This window comes from Kordia antarctica, assembly GCF_009901525.1.
GTDB classification, from domain to species: Bacteria; Bacteroidota; Bacteroidia; order Flavobacteriales; family Flavobacteriaceae; genus Kordia; species Kordia antarctica.
Window position 1 is genome coordinate 171086 of record NZ_CP019288.1, and the last position, 21887, is coordinate 192972.

22 protein-coding genes are annotated in these 21887 nt (G+C 33.0%); 11 read left to right on the forward strand and 11 right to left on the reverse strand.

Translation table 11 applies throughout. From position 1 onward, the window contains the following. Positions 1-86: 86 nt before the first annotated feature. The gene (locus IMCC3317_RS00790) at positions 87-683 is read right to left on the reverse strand and encodes a TetR/AcrR family transcriptional regulator (protein ID WP_160127607.1); all 597 of its coding nucleotides are present in this window, start codon (positions 681-683) and stop codon (positions 87-89) included. A 137-nt stretch (positions 684-820) separates the two neighbouring features. Between IMCC3317_RS00790 and IMCC3317_RS00795 the strand changes: the two genes are divergently transcribed. Next, positions 821-1003: a hypothetical protein gene (locus IMCC3317_RS00795; RefSeq protein WP_160127608.1), complete on the forward strand. Its 183-nt coding sequence runs from the start codon at positions 821-823 to the stop codon at positions 1001-1003. A gap of 184 nt (positions 1004-1187) precedes the next feature. Further along, complete coding sequence (mqo, locus tag IMCC3317_RS00800) at positions 1188-2681, forward strand: malate dehydrogenase (quinone) (protein WP_160127609.1); 1494 nt, start codon at positions 1188-1190, stop codon at positions 2679-2681. Positions 2682-2986: 305 nt separating this feature from the next. On the opposite strand, the gene IMCC3317_RS00805 is transcribed toward mqo, so the two are convergent. Together IMCC3317_RS00805 and IMCC3317_RS00810 are read right to left on the reverse strand one after the other, a co-directional pair. Continuing rightward, positions 2987-3283 carry a hypothetical protein gene (locus IMCC3317_RS00805; protein ID WP_160127610.1) on the reverse strand — a complete coding sequence of 99 codons (297 nt, stop codon included), beginning with the start codon at positions 3281-3283 and terminating at the stop codon, positions 2987-2989. Positions 3284-3488: 205 nt separating this feature from the next. Beyond that, the gene (locus IMCC3317_RS00810; protein WP_160127611.1) at positions 3489-3899 is read right to left on the reverse strand and encodes a hypothetical protein; all 411 of its coding nucleotides are present in this window, start codon (positions 3897-3899) and stop codon (positions 3489-3491) included. Here IMCC3317_RS00810 and IMCC3317_RS00815 point away from each other — a divergent pair. Further along, positions 3898-4065 carry a hypothetical protein gene (locus IMCC3317_RS00815; protein WP_160127612.1) on the forward strand — a complete coding sequence of 56 codons (168 nt, stop codon included), beginning with the start codon at positions 3898-3900 and terminating at the stop codon, positions 4063-4065. The two genes, IMCC3317_RS00810 and IMCC3317_RS00815, sit on opposite strands and share 2 nt — an antisense overlap. A gap of 233 nt (positions 4066-4298) precedes the next feature. On the opposite strand, the gene clpB is transcribed toward IMCC3317_RS00815, so the two are convergent. Further along, positions 4299-6902, reverse strand: coding sequence for an ATP-dependent chaperone ClpB (gene clpB / locus IMCC3317_RS00820; RefSeq protein ID WP_160127613.1), 2604 nt, complete (start codon positions 6900-6902; stop codon positions 4299-4301). A 180-nt stretch (positions 6903-7082) separates the two neighbouring features. Here clpB and ytxJ point away from each other — a divergent pair, with 180 nt between their 5' ends. Further along, complete coding sequence (ytxJ, locus tag IMCC3317_RS00825; RefSeq protein WP_160127614.1) at positions 7083-7478, forward strand: bacillithiol system redox-active protein YtxJ; 396 nt, start codon at positions 7083-7085, stop codon at positions 7476-7478. 81 nt (positions 7479-7559) lie between these two features. Here the strand turns inward: ytxJ and IMCC3317_RS00830 are convergent, their stop codons facing one another. Next, positions 7560-8747 carry a hypothetical protein gene (locus IMCC3317_RS00830; protein ID WP_160127615.1) on the reverse strand — a complete coding sequence of 396 codons (1188 nt, stop codon included), beginning with the start codon at positions 8745-8747 and terminating at the stop codon, positions 7560-7562. A gap of 169 nt (positions 8748-8916) precedes the next feature. Between IMCC3317_RS00830 and IMCC3317_RS00835 the strand changes: the two genes are divergently transcribed. Next, on the forward strand, positions 8917-9666 hold the full coding sequence (locus tag IMCC3317_RS00835; RefSeq protein WP_160127616.1) for a sulfite exporter TauE/SafE family protein: 750 nt from the start codon (positions 8917-8919) through the stop codon (positions 9664-9666). A 105-nt stretch (positions 9667-9771) separates the two neighbouring features. Here the strand turns inward: IMCC3317_RS00835 and fahA are convergent, their stop codons facing one another. Continuing rightward, the gene (fahA, locus tag IMCC3317_RS00840) at positions 9772-11064 is read right to left on the reverse strand and encodes a fumarylacetoacetase (protein ID WP_160127617.1); all 1293 of its coding nucleotides are present in this window, start codon (positions 11062-11064) and stop codon (positions 9772-9774) included. A 119-nt stretch (positions 11065-11183) separates the two neighbouring features. Here fahA and glyA point away from each other — a divergent pair, with 119 nt between their 5' ends. Further along, positions 11184-12458: a serine hydroxymethyltransferase gene (gene glyA, locus IMCC3317_RS00845; protein WP_160127618.1), complete on the forward strand. Its 1275-nt coding sequence runs from the start codon at positions 11184-11186 to the stop codon at positions 12456-12458. A 183-nt stretch (positions 12459-12641) separates the two neighbouring features. Then, complete coding sequence (locus IMCC3317_RS00850) at positions 12642-14354, forward strand: FG-GAP-like repeat-containing protein (RefSeq protein WP_160127619.1); 1713 nt, start codon at positions 12642-12644, stop codon at positions 14352-14354. 12 nt (positions 14355-14366) lie between these two features. On the opposite strand, the gene IMCC3317_RS00855 is transcribed toward IMCC3317_RS00850, so the two are convergent. The 5 genes from IMCC3317_RS00855 to IMCC3317_RS00875 all read right to left on the reverse strand — a co-directional run bounded on the left by IMCC3317_RS00855 (position 14367) and on the right by IMCC3317_RS00875 (position 18696). Next, positions 14367-14726 (reverse strand): hypothetical protein, encoded by a 360-nt coding sequence (locus IMCC3317_RS00855; RefSeq protein WP_160127620.1) that lies wholly within the window; start codon positions 14724-14726, stop codon positions 14367-14369. Positions 14727-14860: 134 nt separating this feature from the next. Next, positions 14861-15340 carry a phosphoethanolamine transferase domain-containing protein gene (locus IMCC3317_RS00860; protein WP_160127621.1) on the reverse strand — a complete coding sequence of 160 codons (480 nt, stop codon included), beginning with the start codon at positions 15338-15340 and terminating at the stop codon, positions 14861-14863. 13 nt (positions 15341-15353) lie between these two features. Further along, positions 15354-16919 (reverse strand): hypothetical protein, encoded by a 1566-nt coding sequence (locus IMCC3317_RS00865; RefSeq protein WP_160127622.1) that lies wholly within the window; start codon positions 16917-16919, stop codon positions 15354-15356. A gap of 474 nt (positions 16920-17393) precedes the next feature. Next, a complete protein-coding gene (locus tag IMCC3317_RS00870) occupies positions 17394-18251 on the reverse strand; it encodes a carboxypeptidase-like regulatory domain-containing protein (RefSeq protein ID WP_160127623.1) in 858 nt (285 codons plus the stop codon). Between the two features lie 157 nt (positions 18252-18408). After that, positions 18409-18696, reverse strand: coding sequence for a hypothetical protein (locus tag IMCC3317_RS00875; protein ID WP_160127624.1), 288 nt, complete (start codon positions 18694-18696; stop codon positions 18409-18411). Between the two features lie 231 nt (positions 18697-18927). Here IMCC3317_RS00875 and IMCC3317_RS00880 point away from each other — a divergent pair, with 231 nt between their 5' ends. From IMCC3317_RS00880 to IMCC3317_RS00895, 4 genes are read left to right on the forward strand one after another with little or no spacing between them, the layout of a single operon-like run. Continuing rightward, complete coding sequence (locus tag IMCC3317_RS00880; RefSeq protein WP_160127625.1) at positions 18928-19659, forward strand: hypothetical protein; 732 nt, start codon at positions 18928-18930, stop codon at positions 19657-19659. 13 nt (positions 19660-19672) lie between these two features. Continuing rightward, entirely contained in the window at positions 19673-20335 is a 663-nt protein-coding gene (locus IMCC3317_RS00885) for a hypothetical protein (protein ID WP_160127626.1), read from the forward strand. Beyond that, positions 20302-21114 carry a sensor histidine kinase gene (locus IMCC3317_RS00890; RefSeq protein WP_160127627.1) on the forward strand — a complete coding sequence of 271 codons (813 nt, stop codon included), beginning with the start codon at positions 20302-20304 and terminating at the stop codon, positions 21112-21114. The genes IMCC3317_RS00885 and IMCC3317_RS00890 overlap by 34 nt, the downstream gene beginning before the upstream one ends. Next, positions 21092-21745, forward strand: coding sequence for a response regulator transcription factor (locus tag IMCC3317_RS00895; RefSeq protein WP_160127628.1), 654 nt, complete (start codon positions 21092-21094; stop codon positions 21743-21745). The genes IMCC3317_RS00890 and IMCC3317_RS00895 overlap by 23 nt, the downstream gene beginning before the upstream one ends. Positions 21746-21887: the final 142 nt, after the last annotated feature.

Below are 21887 nucleotides of genomic sequence, written 5' to 3' on the forward strand. Positions count from 1 at the left end.
TGAACTCGGTTAAATTTTTTATCAATTTGAAAAAGCTAAAGCGAGTTCAATATACCAATCGGTATATTTTTGATTAAAAAAATAGGTTATACTCTTAATTCTTCATTGATCATTTTATCAACGAGATTCATCATGTCTTTCATATAAAAATCATCATCCATAGTATATGTCATAAAAACCGCACCTTGAATCATCGTGTCAATGCGTTTGGCGGCGTTCATTGCGTTTACTTCCGTAGAAATTTCTCCGATTTCAATTCCATCTTCAATAATTGTTGCCAATTGATCTTGAATCCGTTGAATAATAATACGTACTTTTTCTAGTAAATATGAATTTTGATTGTTCGCGTCCACGCCAACATTTAAAATAGGACAACCACCCATTTTATTTGTATATAAATAATAATTTCGATAAAAATCAGAGATTAATAATAGCTTTTCAATGGGCGAATCACTTTTATTCATGTGTTTCACAATTTCTGACATCAAACTTTTCACCATGAATTTAAACGCTGCAACTGCCAACTGTTCTTTGTTTTCAAAGTTGCCGTAAATCGCACCTTTTGTCAAGCCTGTTGCTTTGGTAATGTCCGAAATGCTGGTTGCTGCGTATCCATTTTTGTTAAAAATAGGCGCAACAGTTTCTATAATAAAGGCAGCGGTTTTTTCAGCTTTGCGTGTCATTCGTCAAATATACAAAAAATATACCAATCGGTATAAAATAATAATTTTATAGTAAAAACGTAGCGGAAGTAATGTTTTTGTGTATGTATAAGTGTTTGATTATTAGTAAATTTATGAAATACAAATAAAATTCAATCATGAAAAAACAGCATCTGAATACCAAATTATATTTAAAAAAGAAAAAAATTGCTTCTTTAGATTTTAAAAATATAAAAGGAGGAAATAGAACTTCAGACGAAACAACTGTTGATAATTCATTAGGAAAACAGAGTACGTGTCCAATTGAAACCTGTACATGCGCAGATCCTGTTAGGTTATAAGGAGATAATGCGAAATAATAAAAAAGCTCTTTTTAATAGAAAATCAAAGTTATACCTACCATAATTATAAATTTTGAGTTAGTTAAAAGAAGATAGAAGTTTGTGTCCGCAAAAGCTTCTATCTTTTTTGTTTTGTAATTATTTTTTATTGTTTGATTTCTTTACTTTAGAAAAAAATTAATGAATGACTTCTGAAAAGATAAATGTAAATACCGATTACGATCTTATTTGTGTTGGTGGCGGAATAATGAGTGCTTCTTTGGCATTATTGGTAAAGTTGATTCAACCGAAATTAAAAGTGCTGATTTTAGAACGATTGGATGCCGTTGCTTTAGAAAGTTCAGCCGATTGGAACAATGCAGGAACAGGACATTCCGCTTTATGCGAATTGAATTACACACCTGAAAATGAAGATGGTTCTATTGATATTAGCAAAGCGTTGAAAGTTTGCGAACAGTTTGAAATTTCAAAGCAATTTTGGTCGTATTTGGTTCAGCATAATTTGCTTGATAATCCAAAAACATTCATTCAAAAAACACCACATTATAGTTGGGTAACTGGCGAAGAAAACGCAACATATCTTAAAAAACGGTATAAAGCGATGAAAGCGCATTTTATGTTTGATACGATGGAATTCACTAATGATATTTCAAAAATGGCTGAATGGTTTCCACTAATTGCAAACGATAGAAGCAAAGATGAAGTCTTAGCCGCAAGCAAGATGGAACGTGGAACTGGCGTAAATTTTGGCAATTTAACCAAAAAGCTATTCGAAATACTTGAAAATGAATATAGTACAAAAGTACAATGCAATCACGATGTATTAGATATTGATCCAGATGATGATGTGGAATGGTCTGTAAAAGTGAAAAACATAATAACAGATGAAATTCAACATTTAGATGCGAAACATGTGTTTATTGGCGCTGGCGGCGGAAGTTTATTGCTACTACAAAAAGTGGAAATTGACGAAAAAGATGGTTATGGTGGTTTTCCTGTAAGTGGCGAATGGCTCGTTTGCAAGAATGAAGAAATCATTCAGCAACATTTAGGAAAAGTATATAGCAAAGCTGGAGTTGGCGATCCGCCAATGTCAACACCGCATTTGGATACGCGTTATATTAACGGAAAGCGTGAGTTGTTGTTTGGACCTTTTGCTGGGTTTAGTCCGAAGTTTTTGAAAGAAGGTTCTAATTTTGATTTATTCAAGTCGATTAGTTTTGACAATTTACCTGCGATGTTTGGCGCGTTTTGGCACAATTTACCTTTGACAAAGTATTTGGTAGAACAAGTTTTAATGTCGCACAATGATCGCATGAACGATTTGCGAAAGTTTGTAAAAAACGCCAAAAACGAAGATTGGGAAATTATGGTTGCGGGACAACGTGTTCAAATCATTAAAAAAGACGAATTTGAAGGTGGGATATTGCAATTCGGAACAGAAGTCGTTCATTGCAAAGATGGAAGTATTACGGCATTGTTAGGTGCATCGCCTGGCGCATCTACGGCAGTACCAATTATGTTAGAAGTCTTAGAAATTGCATTTCCAGAAGAAGTACATTCCGATCACGGAAAGAAAATTTTAGCTGAATTAGTTCCTTTTTGGAAACAGGAATTGACGAAGGAATTGTTTAATGAGCAGTTGGGAATTTCTAATGAGGTTTTGGGATTGGAGTAAGAATTAGATATTAGTATTGAGAAGTGAGTATTTAGCTATGTTTAGAACTTCTTACTTCATTTTGGATTTATTTGTCATTCCTGCGTAGATAGGATTTAGTTTAGTTTGCTTACGGTCACAAGTTATCAAACTTGCGCTAGCGTTGAAGAAGTGAGTATTTGGAGTATTTCTCGATACAATTTTTTATCTCGCTATGCTCAATATAAAATTACTCGAAATGACGTTTTGAACTTCTAACCGTCATTTCGAGTGAAATTCTGAAAGAATTTTGTATCGAGAAATAGTTAGAATTTCAAAAGGCACTATTATTTTCTCGCCTCTCTACCTTGATACTTATCATCAATAAAAACCAAATAATTCGACATTCCTAAAACATCATAATTTCCTTTGATTTTAGTAATAAAATACCATTTTTCGTTTTCAAAAGTTCGTGGATCTTCCCAATCAATTTCTATATAATCTGGTTGTAATTTTTGTACGTTTTCAATAGTTGTTCCACTTTCAATATTATTTGCCCAAGCTAGTGTATCATTATAATAGTTTTTACAACTGATTAGTATAATTGAAAAGAATATGAATGTGAAAATTTTTGTGTGTTTCATTTTACTTTATGTTGTTAATCGTCACATCCTTTGCTAGCACGAGTTTTTCAACTCGTGCCGTAACAGAAATTAACATTATATTTTCAAATAAATATAACTTAATTTTCGATAATTCATATACAGGTGAAGTTTAAGTAATTACTGAAAACAATATTTAGCTTATTTGACGTCACAAGTTGCAAACTTGTGCTAACGTGGTTTTTTTTTACTTATCAGATATAATATCTTCACTCAGATACAAAACATACTTTCTAATTTTCTTCTCAGAATCATTTTCCTTAATATTTTCTGTATTGAATTCGAAATAATACGTATCGTCAGCGGTTAAACTCTCTTTATTGAATTTACGTTCATTATAGGTTGCATAATAAGGTTTTTCATTTTTGTAATATATGATCGTTTTTATTTGCTCTTTAGTATGATCAATATTTTTACTTGCATCGTAAATATAATTGATTGTCTGACTGTAATCTGCCTTAACTACTTCATCTTTCTCTTGATTAGTGTACATATTTCTTAAAAAGCTTCCGGTACCAATTTCAATTTTTAAACTATCAAAAATTTTCAGTGAACCTTCTGTAATTCTTTTGACTACTGGTTTTGTTGAATATTCCATGGATTCAGATATTCTTATTAAACTATCTACTTCAAGAATTAACTTTTTTGCTTCAAAAGATGCTGTTTTATTTTTAGATTTTGGTGATTTATTGAGTGTAGTAGCGCAATTAGTAAACAGAGAAAAGAGTAAAAGTAAAGTAGATATCTTGAAGATAGTTTTGTAATTCATAAATCTAAAATTAAAAGTTGAAACAATTTAATAAAAATATCAATCATGTGTTGTTGCAGGAAGTAAATACTTCACACAACTTTAACTTTTCCAATAAAATAAACACTTTCCAATAGCGTTTATAGTATGAATCTTGTAGTTTAGGAATTATACAATTGTTCCTGAATTTGTTAGTAAAAGCAAAGCGCAACTAAATTAGTTGCGCTTTGTTGCTATTATAACTGTTGATTATGCTTCCACAATCAAATCTGTCTGATTTCTAAAAACGAGTTCATCATCAAATTCATCCAATAAAATAATACTATCTACGGTGACTTTTCCAGCGAGAATTTCTTTGGAAAGTTCATTCAACACTTTTCGCTGAATCACTCGTTTTACAGGTCGCGCACCAAACTGCGGATCGTATCCTTTTTGTGCTAAATATGAAATTGCTTCTTCCGTAGCATCTAAGGTAATTTGCTGTTTTGCTAACATTTTCGTTACATTTTTCAATTGCAAACGAACAATTTCTTTAATGTTTTCCTGTGAAAGTGGCGTAAACAAGACAATATCATCAATCCGATTTAAAAATTCTGGGCGAACCGTTTGTTTCAATAATCCTAAAACTTCTACTTTTGCGGCTTCCATTGCTGTATCAATATCTTTTACAGCTTTGAATTTTTCTTCAATAATATGACTTCCCGTATTTGACGTCATTATGATGATTGCATTTTTAAAATCGGCAACTCTTCCTTTATTATCTGTCAAACGACCTTCATCCAACACTTGTAATAAAACATTGAAGGTATCAGGATGCGCTTTTTCAATTTCGTCTAATAAAACCACCGAATATGGTTTTCTACGCACAGCTTCCGTCAATTGTCCGCCTTCGTCATACCCAACATATCCTGGAGGAGCGCCAACCAATCTACTTACCGAATGCGATTCTTGGTATTCGCTCATATCAATTCGCGTCATCGCGCTTTCATCATCAAATAAATAGGAGGCAAGTGCTTTTGCCAATTCGGTTTTTCCAACGCCAGTTGTTCCTAAAAATAGAAACGAACCTATTGGACGATTAGCATCTTGCAATCCTGCGCGACTTCTGCGAACAGCATCCGAAACGGCAACAATTGCTTCTTCTTGTCCAACGACACGTTTGTGCAATTCAGCTTCTAATTGTAATAACTTTTCACGATCGCTTTGCAACATTTTGGTTACAGGAATTCCTGTCCATTTTGCCACAACTTCCGCAATATCTTCGGTGGTAACTTCTTCTTTAATTAACGAAGTTCCTTCTAATGTTGCGTGTTCTTGTTGTAATGTATTTAACTTTACTTGCGCTTCTTTTATCTTTCCGTAACGTAATTCTGCAACTTTTCCATAATCTCCGTCACGTTCCGCTCTTTCCGCTTCCGCGCGATAATTCTCAATGGCTTCTTTCGTTGCTTGTACGTTATCTACAATATCTTTTTCGGTTTGCCATTTGGCGAAAATTTCATTGCGCTCATCTTTGATATTGGCTAAGTCTGCATTTAATGATTTCAGTTTGACTTCATCTTTTTCACGCTTTATCGCTTCAATTTCAATTTCCAATTGCATGATTCTTCTGTCCAAAACATCTAAATTTTCAGGCTTGGAATTGATTTCCATGCGCAATTTAGAAGCTGCTTCATCAATTAAATCAATTGCTTTATCTGGCAAGAAACGATTCGTTATATAACGTTGCGATAATTCAACCGCCGCAATAATCGCTTCATCTTTGATTCGAACTTTGTGATGTGTTTCATATTTTTCTTTAATTCCTCTCAGAATAGAAATTGCACTTTCCGTATCAGGTTCGTTCACTATAATTTTCTGAAAACGACGTTCTAAAGCTTTGTCTTTTTCAAAATATTTTTGATATTCGTCCAATGTCGTTGCGCCAATTGCTCTGAGTTCGCCACGTGCCAACGCAGGTTTTAGAATATTTGCTGCGTCCATTGCGCCTTGTCCGCCGCCAGCACCAACAAGTGTGTGAATTTCATCAATAAAAAGAACAATATCGCCATCAGCCGATGTTACTTCTTTGATAACGGCTTTTAAACGTTCTTCGAATTCTCCTTTAAATTTTGCGCCTGCAATTAATGCGCCCATATCGAGCGAAAATATTTGTTTGTCTTTCAAATTTTCTGGAACATCACCTTGTATGATTCTGTGCGCTAAACCTTCCGCAATAGCGGTTTTACCAACGCCAGGTTCACCAACCAAAATTGGATTATTTTTCGTTCTACGCGAAAGAATTTGCAAAACTCTGCGGATTTCTTCATCTCTTCCAATTACAGGATCGAGTTTTCCGTCGTTCGCCAATTTATTCAAGTTGTTTGCGTATTTGTTCAACGAATTATACGTTTCTTCCGCATTCGCAGATGTGACGCGTTCGCCTTTGCTGAGTTCTAAAATGGCAGCTTTGAGTCCTTTTTCGGTAACTCCTTGATCTTTTAATATTTGTGCAATTTTACTTTTCGATTTGAATATTGCCAAAACTAAATGCGACGTTGAAACAAATTCATCATTCATATCTTTGGCAATAATGCTCGCGTTTGTCAAGGTTTTTCCCGTTTCCGGAGATAGTACAATGTTTGCGCCAGTCACTTTTGAAAAACTATTCAGCGTACTTTCTAGTATTTGTTCCAATAAAGAAACATTTACATTTAATTTTTTAAGTAAAAAAGGCAAGACATTCTCATCAACTTCCATGATCGCTTTAAAAAGATGCTCATTTTCAATTTGCTGATGTCCGTATGTTTGCGTCAGTTGCTGCGCTTGTTGCACGGCTTCCTGTGATTTTATGGTATAATTGTTAAAATTCATAGCTGTATGTTATGTGTTTTTAATAATTTTGCAATTCTTATTCCAATTGTGAATAGGAGACAAAATGTCGGTTAAAGCGTGTATTTACAAGACATTTTGTCATTTTGAAAGTTTTTAGATAGACTTTCGACTCATTAAGAAAGTAAAAACGAGTTCATTCTATAAATTTACAATTTACCTATGGGAATATTCAATAAATTATTCAGTAGTTCTGATGCTTCTGAAACTCCAGTGCCTTCAAAACTAAAATGGACGCCATTGACAAACGTTGATCAGTTGGACACTATTGTGGAAGAATCAAAAACGCAGCCAGTTGCTATTTTCAAACACAGTACGCGTTGCGGAATTAGTAGAATGGTCATAAAACAATTTGAAGGTTCGTATGATTTGGAGGAAAATCAGATGAAAGTTTATTATTTAGATTTGTTGAATTATCGTCCAATTTCAGAAGAAATCGCTGCAAAGTTCCAAGTATGGCACGAAAGTCCACAATTAATTGTACTTAAAAATGGAATTTCTGTTGCGCATGCTTCTCATAGTGGAATTAATTCTATAGAGTTAGAAAAGTTCGTATAAATGGAATTACTATTCAAATTGAAATGATATAAAAAAGCCCGAAAACTATTGTTTTCGGGCTTTTTAGTATGTCAGATATTATCATCTAAATTTATTTCTGGTGATAATAGATTTTAGTTTTGCTTTTAAATCTTCTCCGGTGTCATATACCATTTGTTCATTGCTTGGAAATGGAACTGCTTTATTATTTGTCAAGTCTATATATTGTTGTTCTAAGGCTCTACGATCGCCATCAAAATTCGCATAGATGTGTTCAAAGGCAAATTCACTGCTTATTGGAAACGCTTCGATAAGTTGTTTTGACTTATAATTTATATACTTTACTTGTCCAGCAACTCTGGTCGATTTAAACTGTGTAAATTCATACAGTTCGCAGCGGATCATTTTGAATTTATCTATTTTGATTTTATTTCCTAAGCTATCTTTTAAAACATTTCCATTATCATTCGTTGCATATTCCCAACCATCTTTTATTTGCTTTTCTTTTATGATTTGTTTTTCTCTTATTTGTTCAGGAGAAATATTGATTTCTCTCAAATCCAGAATTAAACCAAAATCATATTGTTTTTGAGCAATTTCATTTGCATGATAAACTGTCCATAAGTCATTTAATCCGTAGGTATTAAAATTGAGTAAGTCATCTTCTAAACGCTTTGGAATTACTTTATCGGTATTATTGTTCAAAGTGACCAATACAAAATCAGTTCCTTTAACGTGCGCTTCTTCCATTAATTGACGAACATTTTTATAGTTGGGAGAAATATCATTAATATATTTGAAATCGTCATAAACCTTTCTATAGTCATATTTCTGCTTCGTAGTATTTAATAATGATGTTGCATTCGTATATAAATATTCAGACAACTGATTTTTTGTATTAATAATTTTAGACGAATAGTCTTGCATCTTGAATTTCGCATTTGTTCCTTTTTCCAAAATAGGCAACGGAAGTAATGGTTTTATAGTTTCTTGTCTATTTCTTATGGCTAGATACGTATTATATAAATCTTCTAATTTTTCAGGATTTCCATCAGCTTTTAAGAATTTAATTGTAGATAAATCTCTATTTAAAGCTTTCGCATACGCTTCTTGTAATAAAATAACATATTGCTGTTTTCTTTTACTTGTTTTATTCTTTTTGAGTTGATCTATAGCGTTCTGAATCACCAAATCATAATTACCCGTGTTCAACGCTTCTTGTGTTTTTTTGACACCACCACAAGCGATTAAAAATAAAAATGTGGTTATTATAAGTAGTATTTTTTTCATACGTTATATGTTAGGTTTGTTATGGGTATGCAATTTAGATACCAAACTTAACCAAAACTATCTATTATTTAATAACTATAAAAAAACGAAACCACAAATTTTATAAAAAAGCCAGTATAAATTTCATGAAATTTTATAAAAACAATGTATAGAACCTTAACTTCGCAGCATGTGTGATCCACTTATTTATGTGCTTTTAGGACTTGTTGTTGGCTATATTGGCGGATTTGCAGGAATTGGCGGCGGACCATTTTTAGTCTCTTTTTTAGTATTGTATTGTGGAATGTCGCAATTGGTAGCGCAAGGAAATGTACTCACAATGATGTTAGGACCCATGAGTTTACTCGGTGTAATGTCATTATATGAATACGTAAAAAAACAATGGCTCAACATTACAATTGGTGTGATTGCGTATTGTATTTTCTCGTATTTTGGAGCTGTTTTTGCCTTTTATATTGGCGAAACAGATTTAAAATATTACTTCGCCATTTTATTGATTATGATTGCGTTGATGCAGTTTGCGTCGTATTTAAAGAAAAATGCGCAAACACCTTACAAGGAACATGTTTCTCCATATTTGATACTTATTTTGGCAGCTTGTACAGGAATTTTGGGCGGAATGTTCGGAATTGGCGCAGGCATATTAATGGTGCCAGTTCTAATTGGAGTTTTTAAACTGAAAAAAGAATATGCACGCGCTTTAAGTCTGGCAATTTTAATTCCACCAGTAAGTTACGGAGCATTTATAAAATACAACGTTGAAAATCCTGTCGATTGGCAATTGGTTGGAATTCTGTTTGGAACCTATTTTGTCGCCAACTTTTTTGGAGCAAAAATGGGAAGTAAAATATCAGGAAAATCGTTTACGTTGATTTATGGTGTACTTCTTCTTTCGATTGCTGTACTTTATTTGGTTTAATTTTTTTTGAAATCATAGGTTTTTTAATTATTGAATCTTTAAATTATTTAATAAAAAAAAGCACCAACAATAGTTGATGCTTTTTGAATATATGTGAACCTATAATTACTTTTTCTTCGGTTGAAATACAGGTAATAATTTTGAAGAAACTTCTCCAAAACCAATTCGAACATAATTATCATTTGTACAATAACCGCGCATCGTAACTGTGTCGCCGTCGTTGATAAATGTTCGTTCAGAACCATCATTTAATTTTACAGGATTTTTTCCTGCCCAAGACAATTCCAACATAGAACCATACGAATCAGGAGTTTTTCCAGATAAAGTTCCACTTCCCATCATATCACCAGAATTTACAGGACAACCATTCACCGTATGATGCGTTAATTGTTGTGCCATATTCCAGTACATGTACTTAAAGTTAGAACGTGCAACAACTGTTTCTGTACTGTTTTCTGGCTGAATAGCTACTTCTAAATTTATATTGTAGCTTTTCTTTCCAGTGTATTGTAAATATTCCAGTTGTGGTTTTAACGGCTTTGGGCTTTCAACTTTGAAAGGTTCTAATGCGTCCATTGTTACAATCCAAGGAGAAATTGACGAAGCAAAACTTTTTCCTAAAAACGGTCCTAATGGAACGTATTCCCACTTCTGAATGTCGCGCGCGCTCCAATCATTAAACAAAACAATACCAAAAATATAATCTTCAGCTTCTTCAATAGGAATTGGTTCTCCTAAATGATTTGCATCTGTGGTAATAAACGCCATTTCTAATTCGAAATCGACACGTTTTGAAGGCCCAAATACAGGAGTTTCAGCACCAGCTGGCAACGTCTGTCCTTGTGGACGATGAATTGGAATTCCCGATGGAATAATAGAAGAACTTCTTCCGTGGTAACCAACAGGCATGTGAAGCCAGTTTGGCATTAATGCGTTGTCTTCACCTCTAAACATCGTACCAACATTGGTTGCATGTTCTATACTTGAATAAAAATCTGTATAATCGCCAATCTGAACAGGCAATTGCATTTCTATTTCATTTAAGGTGAAAATAATTGTATTTCTGTGTTCTTTGTTGTCTCTTAAACTCGCATTGTTTTCGTCGAAAATATCTCCAATACGGTTTCGAACCAATCTCCAAGTCTTTTTTCCATCAGAAATGAAATCATTCAAAGTATCTTGAAGAAAAATATCGTCTGTTAATGGAATTCCTTTAAAATATCCAAGTTGATGTAATGCACCTAAATCAATAGCATAATTACCAATTCGAGTACCGATGGTAATTACATCATCTCTAGTAAGGAAAACACCAAAAGGAATGTTTTGGATAGGAAAATCGCTATCAGCAGCTACGTCAAGCCACGTTTTTCTATTTGGATTATTAGTAGTATTTGGCATAGTTATGTTGTGTGTTTATAATTTAAAAAAATATTTTTCTAGTCAAATATATGAGTTTTCTATATGAGTTTTCATATCTATATCATATTTTTGGATTTTATTAACATAGACTCAAAATAATGCAACGCGACGAACAAATTTTTGAATTAATTCAAGCCGAAAAGGAAAGACAAATTGAAGGACTAGAGTTGATCGCTTCTGAGAATTTTGTAAGTGAACAAGTTATGGAAGCTGTTGGTTCTGTACTTACCAATAAATACGCAGAAGGATATCCTGGAAAACGCTATTATGGCGGCTGTGAAGTCGTTGACGAAGTAGAAACTATTGCTATTGATAGAGCAAAAGCTTTATTTGGAGCATCATGGGTAAATGTACAACCACATAGTGGAAGTCAAGCCAACACAGCAGTTTTTGCAGCATGTTTGAAACCTGGAGATAAAATTTTAGGATTCGATTTATCGCACGGCGGACATTTAACACATGGTTCTCCAGTAAACTTTTCTGGAAAATTATACGATCCTGTATTTTACGGAGTAGAAGAGGAAACTGGTATTTTGAATTATGATAAAATTCAAGAAATAGCTACAAAAGAGCAACCAAAAATGATTATTGCTGGCGCGTCTGCATATTCTAGAGATATTGATTTTGAACGCTTTCGCAAGATTGCTGATAGTGTGAATGCTTTATTATTAGCAGATATTTCACATCCTGCAGGATTGATTGCAAAAGGATTATTAAACGATCCAATTCCACATTGTCATATTGTAACAACCACAACGCATAAAACATTGCGTGGACCACGTGGAGGAATGATTATGATCGGAACAGATTTTGACAATCCATTTGGACTAAAATTGAAGAACGGAAACTTAAAAAAGATGTCTTCATTGTTAGATAGCTCCGTTTTTCCAGGAAATCAAGGCGGACCATTGGAACACGTTATTGCAGGAAAAGCAATTGCTTTTGGAGAAGCGTTAACGGATGAATTTATGCATTATATTTTACAAGTTCAGAAAAATGCCAAAGCAATGGCGGCTGTATTTGTTGAAAAAGGATATAATATTATTTCTGGCGGAACGGACAATCACATGATGTTGATTGATCTTCGCAATAAAAATATTACTGGAAAAGATGCTGAAAAAGCATTAGAAAAAGCGGATATTACAGTAAATAAAAATATGGTTCCTTTTGACGATAAAAGTCCATTTGTAACTTCAGGAATTCGTATCGGAACAGCTGCAATTACTACAAGAGGTTTGAAAGAAAAAGATATGGAACTGATAGTGGAATATATTGATGAAGCTATCCTGAACTATGAAAGTGATGAAGCATTAGAGAACATTTCATTTAAAGTAAATGTGATGATGTCTGATAGACCTTTGTTTGACTCTTAATTAAAGGATGCAAGATCGCTTACTTCGACTTCGCTCAGTACAAGTTCCTTTTAGATTTAAGAATCAACACTTGATGTTAACTATCTGAAAAGTAGATGTAATTTAGAAAATAAGCAATAGCATAACTTCTTAGTATAAAACTAAGATTCCTTATATTTGCCACGATATGAAAAAGTTGCAACTATGAAAAGTTATACTATTGCTGTATTATTTTGCTTTTGTTTTTCCCTAACAAATGCACAAATTCTCTTCGAAAATAAAGCGTTCGACTTAGGAATTAATATCACAGGAAACTTCAACACACAACTTGGTGGCGTTAGTTTTTATGATTATGATAATGATGGTTGGGACGATTTAACATTTGCAAGTAAAGAAAATTTTCCAGTACGATTTTTCAAAAATAATTCAGGAACGTATGTAGAAGAAACGTTCAATATCACAATTCCGAATCATTCCAAACAAGTATTATGGGTTGATTACGATAATGATGGTGATAATGATTTGTTTGTGACACGATTTGATGATTCCAACAAATTATACAATAACGACGGAAACTTCAATTTTACAGATGTTTCTCTAGTTGCTGGATTTCCAAACACTACTTTATTTACCTATGGCGCTTCTTTTGGCGATTATGATAATGATGGCGATTTAGATTTGTTTTTAAGTAATAAAGATGATTCTAAAGTCATTCCAAATCAACTATATAGAAATAACGGAAACGGAACATTTACAGATGTTTCTTTCATTGCAGGAATAAGTTCTGTGGGACATTTATCGTTCTGTTCGGCATTTTTCGATTATGATAATGATGGTTTTTTAGATATTTATATTTCTAATGATCGATTCGCAAATACAAATATTCTCTATAAAAATAACGGAAACGGAACATTTACAGACGTAAGTGCTGCTTCTGGTGCAGGAGTTGCCGCAAATGCAATGTCTACTACGATTGACGATTATAATTACGATGGTTTTTTAGATATTTATGTCACAAATACTACCGAAGGAAATCATTTGTTACAGAATAACGGCGATGGCACTTTTACAGATGTTGCTACAGCAACAGGAACTATTTTTAATAGTATAGGTTGGGGAGCGAATTTCTTTGATGCCGACAATGATTCAGATTTAGATTTGTATGTAAGTAGCATGATTAGTGATCCAAATTCTCCGTTAATCACATCTGGATTTTACGAATGTGACGCAGGATATAATTATACAATTCCTTCCTCGGCTGGTTTTGCAAATGATACGTTTACAAGTTTTTCAAATGCTATTGGCGATATTAATAATGATGGTTACCAAGATTTTATTGTGGTAAATCAAGCACCAGAAAATTATGCATTGTGGAGAAGTACTGGCGGCACAAATAATTGGTTAAAAGTCAAGCTTGATGGAACAAGCAGTAATAAAGCGGGAATTGGCGCCAGCATTAAAGCAACTGTGAACGGACAAGCATTGTATAGATATGTGTTGTGTGGAGAAGCTTTTTTAGGACAAAATTCAGCCACAGAACTTTTCGGAATAGGAACTGCAACTACGATTGATATGTTAGAAATTTTCTGGCCAAGCGGCATAACAGATACATATACAAATGTAACATCAAACCAACGATTGACAGTTACCGAAGGAAGTACGTTAGGTATAAACGAAGAAAACGCTGAAAAGTTCAGCGTTTATCCAAATCCGGCATCGGATTATATTGTAGTTTCCACAACGTTATCGCAACCGTATACAGTTACTATTTTTGATAGTTTGGGTAAGCAAGTGTTGTTTCAAAAGCAACAAAATATGCAAGCTACCATTGATGTTTCAAACATATCAAGTGGAATTTTCTTTTTAGAAATTCGCACCGAAAAAAGCAAAACAGTTCAAAAAGTTGTGATTAATTAATCGTTTTATCTTCTAAAAAAGGCTTAAAATCGCAAGTATTAAAAGAGCAATTCCAACAATCACTTTAAAAGGCATTAATTTTTTTGATATTTTTACTAATGTTTCTCCAATTGTAGGAACTTGACTTAATACGTGTGTTAATAATAACAATCCACCAACTATAGCAACAAGTTCATATAGTAAACCACCTTTGTAAAATAATAAAAAGAAGATACCAAGTCCTAAAGAAGCTCCACCAATAATAGTTGTGAATGGCATTAACTTTTTAGCGATTTTGTTAAAAAAATCACTTTCTCCATCAAGTTTGTCTAAAGCAGTAATTCCAAGTAAGATTCCTGCTAAAATGTTAGCAATTGTAAAAATGAGTCCCATAATTTTAATGTGATTAAGTGTTAAGTTATTCTTAGTTTTATTGTTCTTACCAATATACGTATAAAAACAGCATCATAAAATAGTGTATTTTTTTTATGATTCTTTTCGGTAAGAAGTTATTTTTTACAGTTATTTTACCTGTTTACTTTTTCTAAGAATTGACGCAATTCTGTTTCTTTTTGAGTTCCGATGAGAAATTTTTCCCCGTTTTTGAGTTCAATGGCAAGTCCTTTGTTGCCTTTTGTATTGTAAACCGTTCCGTATGTTGTCCAAAGTCTAATTCCCCAACCGCCAACAAAACCGTAGTTTAATACTTCCGCACTTTTAATTTCTGTCCAAAGCACTCGTTTTTTAGCAAAAGGGAAAAAGCGCATTCGTATTTCATGTTGGTCAATTTCGGTGTTGAGTTTCATTAACCAAAATAATAGTAAAATTCCAAAAACAACGACAGCAAAAATAATCAATCCAATAGTTGACATTGGTTTGTCTCCAAAATGTTCATTTAGAAAAACCTGTTTGTAAATTCCGTAAGTTGGTAACATTCCTATTCCGATGAGAAGTATCCAAAGCCACCATTGTGTGAATTTTTGTGTTTCTTTAAATTGGGTTTTCATGAAGTTTTTTTCATCAATCATCAAAAGTAATGTGATTATACGCGCCAACATCCGAAGGATTTGTTCTTGGATTTCCTAAAATGTCACTCTGAATCGCAGGCGGCATGTTTGGTGTATTTCCAATTCCTATGGCAACAGAAGTTTCTCCAATTATGAATTCATCTTTTGAGGTATCTTTAAATTCGATAGTCGTAGAATTTGTAACTCTTAAAACATCATCAAATATCATATCGTTTGTAAAATTATATAATTCATTGTTACTGAATCGATTGTTGAAATCGTCAAATTTCAGCAAACAGTTTGTAAAGTTGTATTCGAACATTGTAGTAGTGTCGTCATGTTTGTCTAGAAACAATTCAACTCCGTTAAGTCCATCAATAATACAGTTAGAAAAATCAGCTTGAACTAAATCTTCAGTCAAAACCGTTCCATTTCCTAAATCTAAATAGTTATCTAGTAAAACTGCTGGAAAAACTCTAAAACTATTGTTCCAATAATTCGCAAATGTGCAATGTCTAAACGTGTATTTTCCACCTAAATTAAGATATAAAGATGATTGCCCGGCACTTCCAAAAACGGAATTATTTGCTTCTACAAAACCTGTTCGTGCTAATAATCCGGCAGTTGAACTGTTGTATATTTTTGAATTGTTTAGTGTTAATGTCGGATTTGTAGTTCCGTCACTATTTTCCGTCAAAATTCCAACAGAAGCATTTTTAATGGTTGCGTAATTGATGTTATTATTTGTACTTCCGTCAGTCAACCAAATCGTTCCCCATTGTCCTGGAACATTTGCAAAACCAGGTTCTAATCGGTCACTTTCAAAAATCACTTCATTTTCTAATTCTTCGGTAGTACTTAGCATTCCGTTGACTTGTAACGAACCTAAGTTTCCGACAATCAGACCAGAATCTGCATGAAAATGAACTCTTGCGCCAGCTTCAATAGTTAAAATTTTATTCTGTCCAACAGCCGCATATCCATAAATTACATACGGTTTTTCGTTTGTCCAATTGAGCTCGGAATCTTCCAAAAAGAAACCTTCAATACGTGTTTCGTTGCCTTCATCATCTACGCCAAGTAATAAAGTTTCAATAGTTCCATCATTAAATTGTTGCGGAAAGAGAAAAACGGCATCTTGAACTAGCGTTACCAATTCTACTTTTTGTTGATTGTTTCCTGTATCAAACTCAATAGCATCTGTATATAAAAATTGATTGCCACTTGCAAAATCGTTGATATCCAGCGTAGTTTCTACAAAAATAAATAGACTATCATTGGCTAATAATTCAATGTCTTGGAATGTTCTTCCTGCAATTCCATCTACATTTAAGCGATATTTTGAACTTTCGCCTTCGCCTAATTGAATCGTTGGAATGTGAATATCATCGTCACTTCGGTTGTACACTTTTAAGTTGTACGTACTTGAGCCAATATTGGTAAAAATGGTGTCGAGATATACAGTATCTTTTGAAAATTGAAGTTGCCCCGAACTTGCAACCGTCACAAAATCTTTACGACATGAACTCCAAAGTATGATTGTGGCAAGAATTAAAAAAGTATATAAAAATTTCTTCATTTTGATATTTTAATTGAGATATATCGTATTCAGATACGCGTAGCTGTAAAAATATAACTTTTTGAAGTTCTAATTATTGTTTTGAAGGTATAATTTTTAACTATTGAACTACTTAATTCATGATTTAGAATTTGGTAAAAGTTAAAAATAAGTGTTGTTCACAGAAATGCAGACAGTAATTTATCTTAATTGCAAACATTTTAATAAGTATTGGGTAACATAATTTAAAATTGTGAACTTAGAAGCAGTTAGTAAAATTTTAGGTTCGTGTTTAGAATCAAAAAATCATAGAATATCAAGTTTTAGGGACCTATTAATGTGGGATATTGCCATGAAAAAACAACCTAACATTTAAGTAAGCCATTGAAGTTAGCTTTTGTGTATCATAAGCAAATTTCGCTACGCAATTATAATTATTGCAAGACTTGATTATAGAGAAACTCCTTTTATTCGTAAGAGGAGTTTTTTTTTGATTTAATTTTTCTCAGCTTTTCGTTTTGCTCTTGCCAGTTTTCGTGCGGCTCTTTTTTCTTTCCATTTTTTCTTTTCAAACGCAAAATAATTTTTGGTGCGTTTTTCTTTTTCTTTGATTTCAGTTTCAGACATTGGAGTTGTATAATAATCATCAGAAGAACAAGTTACTACCATTCCAGCTACGCCACCAAGCATCATATCTAATTCTCCCATAACTTCAGCTATTAAAGTAATATTGTAGACATGTTGATTATCAACTATTTTTATGGTAACGGTTTCATAACCTAAAGATGAAATCAATACAGTGTCGTTTCTTTTAACTCTAAGAGAATAAAATCCATCAAAGTCATTTGTTACAACTATTTTCGTTCCTTGAATCTTTATATATGCAATTGGTAATGGCAATCCTGTATCATCAGTGACAATACCTTTTATTGTAATACTATCATTTTGAATTACGGAAGCAATTTCTCCTTGTTTGTGTAATGAACCAATGTTTAATGATTTGAAACTTGAAGTATTAATTTGTTCTATTTTTGGAAGTTTCTGAATCTCGCTTTTTGCTTCTTGTGAAAATAACGCAAACGGAAATAGGAGCGAAGCCGCATACGAAAGCCAATGATTGCGTTCTTTTCTGTAAATAATTAATTTTCGATCTAATTGCGAAGCGTGAAACCGTCCACAAAGATTTTTATGCTTCAAGCTATGCTTTATAATTTCTTCATCACTTTTTGAAGTAAAATCAACGACTTCTTTGGTGCAAACATCACAGAATTTCCCCTTATCTGTTGGCGTCATGTTGTTCCAATCTTCATGACATGGTTCAGGAATGCTTACCTTTAGTTGTGGATATTTCATTGTTTCATCTTTAATTAAATCAAATAAAAGACAAAAATCATCTCAAAAAAACCTACAATGAGTAAACAGGCATTTTTGATGAGTAAACGCACTAAAACACAAAAAACTCCTTCACTTCAATATAGAAATAAAGGAGTTTAAAATAAAAATACATGTGTTACTCAATCTCTTTTACGATAAAGTTAACGCTACTCGAAACAGGTGTATAAACACCGTCTACATTTTGAAAGACTTGCACGGTAAATCCTCCTGTATACGTATATAAAATATTAGATAATCCAGGCGTTTGCAATGTTGGCGATACGACTGCCATATTTGGACTTTCAACATGTCCGTTGTAATCTACAGTGTATTTTTTTTGGTCAGAATCGTAAGCGCATGAAAATTTACTTTTAGTACATGTAATTTGACCATCTGATGCGATTGTTCCACAATAAGTTGACATAATTTTAAGGTTTTAAATGATTAATATTAATTTGTTTTTGATATCACTTGTTGTACTTGGCGCCAAGTTTACAATTTGATACACTCCAAAATTAAACCCTTTTTAATCTCTATAAAAGATAGCTTATACGTGATTTAAAACGCTAGTTTTCAGACAGTAAATGCGTAGAAATACGTATCTTAAACAAAGTCAAAACCCGTAATTTAGTATCAAACTTAAAAACAATGAATCATGGCTCTAGAAACAATTAAAAATTTTGAAGAAGTTGACCTCGAACTTGCACAAGTGTACGCAGGCGCATGGCAACTAAATGTTGATCTGAAAGCATTCTTTTTTCATAAAAATGATATTGAATGTGTCGTAAATGAAGGAGCCGCAGTTGGCGTTCGTTTCTACATGGGAATTAAAGATGATGGAGAAATTAAATGCCCAGATATGATGCTTGTTGGCGTTAATGAAAATAATGAAGACCTTATTAATGAAAAAGGAGAAAACAGCCGAATTTATAATTTCACATTGCCTTGTCCGCGAACTTGTGATAATACAAGCGATTTATACATTCACACCGGACCAGGTATTATAGGAAGTGCTAAATGCGGATTGCCCAATGAAGGTAGAACACCAAGTACGCCAGATGTTTGCAATATAAAAGGATACGAAATTGTGGCTTCTACGGCGGAAACTTCAGCTCAAAATTGGCAAAATACTTTCGACTTAATTGCTGTTTTATTTGATAAAGATGAACTCATCGCAATTTTTGATGAACTTAACGTGGAATCAATGAGAGTGTATTTTGGAATTGATGAAGATGAAAGACAAAGAATAATTCTGGTTGGAGTTAACGCTAACGGAATAGATCAAACAGCTGGTGAAAATGACAAACTATTTGTCAACGAAATTCCTTTATGCACAAAAAATGATGCAACTTCTTGCGACACTAAAAGTATGCTCTACACGCTGTAAAAAATAAATTTTTATGTTCTCTAAATCAACATTATTGGCAATCATGAGTGTAGCTCAGTTGGTTATTTTGATTCCATTAGGTACAATTTGCTTTCGATTTAAACGATTCAATACCATTCATAAACTATTAAGTATTTTGCTCATTTGTGCTGGAATTTTATCGTTTATCGCGTACATAATGCATGGAAAAAAGATGAATAACATGATCATTTCACATTTCTATACTATTATAGAATATTTGTTATGGAGCTTAATTTACATGCGATTATTTGATAATAGAACGATCAAAAAGTTGATACAAATTTCCATATTCATTGTCATCACGTTTACCATTATAAATATGATTTTTTGGCAACCGCTAGAAACGTATAATTCATACAGTAAATCTGTGGAAAGTGCATTTTTAGTCTGTTTTTCAATAGGTTGGTTTTATAAAGTCTTTGTAGATCAATCAATTAAGCGGTTAGAAACACATCCTATATTTTGGATCAATGCGGCTGTATTAATCTACTTTGCAGGTTCTTTTTTATTATTTATTACGAATAATTTTTTGATGGAAATTCCATTGATTGAATTCTTTGAAGCGTGGACATTACATGGAATATTCATAATGATTCATTATCTTTTCATCTCAATAGGATTATGGTTGATCAAACGCAAGAAGGAACTTCGCTAATACTTTTCATTGGCATGCTAGGAATGTTTTTCCTCGCCATTGCTATTGTTGGTTTTGTATTAATTTACAAAAGAAGATTGCTAAAACAACAAATGAAGCTTCAAGAACAGCAAATTGCACATCAACAACAATTACTAAACAGTGCAATAAAAATTCAAGATGAAGAGCGAAAACGCTTTGCTGCCGATTTACACGACGAAATTGGTGGCGGAATTTCTACCATACTATTACAAGTTTCAAAATTGAAAAAAGAGCAAGCGGAGAATATTTTTGTAAATAATCAATCTGATGAAATCAAAAAGCAATTAAACAATCTATTAAAAAAAGTCCGTGAGATTTCATACAATATCATGCCGCCAACGTTGGAAGATTTTGGTTTAAATGAAGCATTGAGCGATTTATGTTTTACAATCGCTGAAGCTGGAATTATCACTGTAAATTACAATTGGAATGGAAGTGAAAACCGATTGAACTTTTCGAGTGAATTGGCTTTATATCGAATCATAAAAGAAACTTTAGTCAATGTCGTAAAACATGCAAAAGCCACAAAAGTGAGCGTTTCTATTGAAAATACTACGAAATGTTTCAAACTATTAGTTTCAGATAATGGCAAAGGATTCAATACAAAAACCATCAAAAAAGGCGCAGGATTGCGAAATATAAAAGATCGTGCGTTAATCTTAGGTGCGGAATTTAGTATTTCATCAGAAACAACTAATGGAACAACGATTCGTTTACAATTAAACAAACAAAAAAATGATACAAATAGCATTAGTTGACGATCATTTACTCTTTAGAGAAGGCATCAAAGCGATATTTCAAGAAGAAAAAAACATGGAAATCAGCTTGGAAGCTTCAGATGGTGAAGAATTTTTGAACTCTTTAAAAAACTCGGTGATCAAACCAAATGTGGTTTTATTAGACATTCGAATGCCAAATTTGGATGGCTACGCTACGGCAGAAATACTATTGAAAGAATATCCAGAAATGAAAATAATCATTCTTACGATGCATGAAGAAGAACGGCACATTATCCGAATGATAGAATTAGGTGTAAATGGATATCTCATGAAAAATGCAAGTCCTGATGAAGTCGTAGAATGTATTGAATGTGTGCTAGAACACGATTATTATTTCAACAATAAAATCACGAATATCATGCGTAAAATACTAATGTACAAAGGAAAACGGACAGTTGATAACATGATATATGATCTTACCGAACGCGAAAAAGAAGTACTGGAATTAATCTGTAAAGAATTCACAGCCAAAGAAATAGGAGAGAAGCTGTTCATCAGTTTCCGTACGGTAGAAGGTCATCGAAAAAAACTACTTGCAAAACTCAATGTCAAAAACACCGCAGGATTGGTTGTATTTGCTTTGAAAAATGAGATTGTGAGTTTTGAGTGAAAAGTGCGCCGCATTGAGCGGAGTCGAAATGAAAAGTGAAAAGTGAAAAGTGAAAAGTGAAAAGTGAAAAGTGAAAAGTGAAAAGTGAAAAGTGAAAAGTGGAAAGTGAAAAGTGGAAAGTGAAAAGTGAAAAGTGAAAAGT

Excerpts from the sequence above, each read along its gene's own strand:
- IMCC3317_RS00790 (WP_160127607.1), bottom strand. The coding sequence starts at position 683 with ATGACACGCAAAGCTGAAAAAACCGCTGCCTTTATTATAGAAACTGTT.
- IMCC3317_RS00795 (WP_160127608.1), top strand. The coding sequence starts at position 821 with ATGAAAAAACAGCATCTGAATACCAAATTATATTTAAAAAAGAAAAAA.
- mqo (WP_160127609.1), top strand. The coding sequence starts at position 1,188 with ATGACTTCTGAAAAGATAAATGTAAATACCGATTACGATCTTATTTGT.
- IMCC3317_RS00805 (WP_160127610.1), bottom strand. The coding sequence starts at position 3,283 with ATGAAACACACAAAAATTTTCACATTCATATTCTTTTCAATTATACTA.
- IMCC3317_RS00815 (WP_160127612.1), top strand. The coding sequence starts at position 3,898 with ATGGATTCAGATATTCTTATTAAACTATCTACTTCAAGAATTAACTTT.
- IMCC3317_RS00810 (WP_160127611.1), bottom strand. The coding sequence starts at position 3,899 with ATGGAATATTCAACAAAACCAGTAGTCAAAAGAATTACAGAAGGTTCA.
- clpB (WP_160127613.1), bottom strand. The coding sequence starts at position 6,902 with ATGAATTTTAACAATTATACCATAAAATCACAGGAAGCCGTGCAACAA.
- ytxJ (WP_160127614.1), top strand. The coding sequence starts at position 7,083 with ATGGGAATATTCAATAAATTATTCAGTAGTTCTGATGCTTCTGAAACT.
- IMCC3317_RS00830 (WP_160127615.1), bottom strand. The coding sequence starts at position 8,747 with ATGAAAAAAATACTACTTATAATAACCACATTTTTATTTTTAATCGCT.
- IMCC3317_RS00835 (WP_160127616.1), top strand. The coding sequence starts at position 8,917 with ATGTGTGATCCACTTATTTATGTGCTTTTAGGACTTGTTGTTGGCTAT.
- fahA (WP_160127617.1), bottom strand. The coding sequence starts at position 11,064 with ATGCCAAATACTACTAATAATCCAAATAGAAAAACGTGGCTTGACGTA.
- glyA (WP_160127618.1), top strand. The coding sequence starts at position 11,184 with ATGCAACGCGACGAACAAATTTTTGAATTAATTCAAGCCGAAAAGGAA.
- IMCC3317_RS00850 (WP_160127619.1), top strand. The coding sequence starts at position 12,642 with ATGAAAAGTTATACTATTGCTGTATTATTTTGCTTTTGTTTTTCCCTA.
- IMCC3317_RS00855 (WP_160127620.1), bottom strand. The coding sequence starts at position 14,726 with ATGGGACTCATTTTTACAATTGCTAACATTTTAGCAGGAATCTTACTT.
- IMCC3317_RS00860 (WP_160127621.1), bottom strand. The coding sequence starts at position 15,340 with ATGAAAACCCAATTTAAAGAAACACAAAAATTCACACAATGGTGGCTT.
- IMCC3317_RS00865 (WP_160127622.1), bottom strand. The coding sequence starts at position 16,919 with ATGAAGAAATTTTTATATACTTTTTTAATTCTTGCCACAATCATACTT.
- IMCC3317_RS00870 (WP_160127623.1), bottom strand. The coding sequence starts at position 18,251 with ATGAAATATCCACAACTAAAGGTAAGCATTCCTGAACCATGTCATGAA.
- IMCC3317_RS00875 (WP_160127624.1), bottom strand. The coding sequence starts at position 18,696 with ATGTCAACTTATTGTGGAACAATCGCATCAGATGGTCAAATTACATGT.
- IMCC3317_RS00880 (WP_160127625.1), top strand. The coding sequence starts at position 18,928 with ATGGCTCTAGAAACAATTAAAAATTTTGAAGAAGTTGACCTCGAACTT.
- IMCC3317_RS00885 (WP_160127626.1), top strand. The coding sequence starts at position 19,673 with ATGTTCTCTAAATCAACATTATTGGCAATCATGAGTGTAGCTCAGTTG.
- IMCC3317_RS00890 (WP_160127627.1), top strand. The coding sequence starts at position 20,302 with ATGGTTGATCAAACGCAAGAAGGAACTTCGCTAATACTTTTCATTGGC.
- IMCC3317_RS00895 (WP_160127628.1), top strand. The coding sequence starts at position 21,092 with ATGATACAAATAGCATTAGTTGACGATCATTTACTCTTTAGAGAAGGC.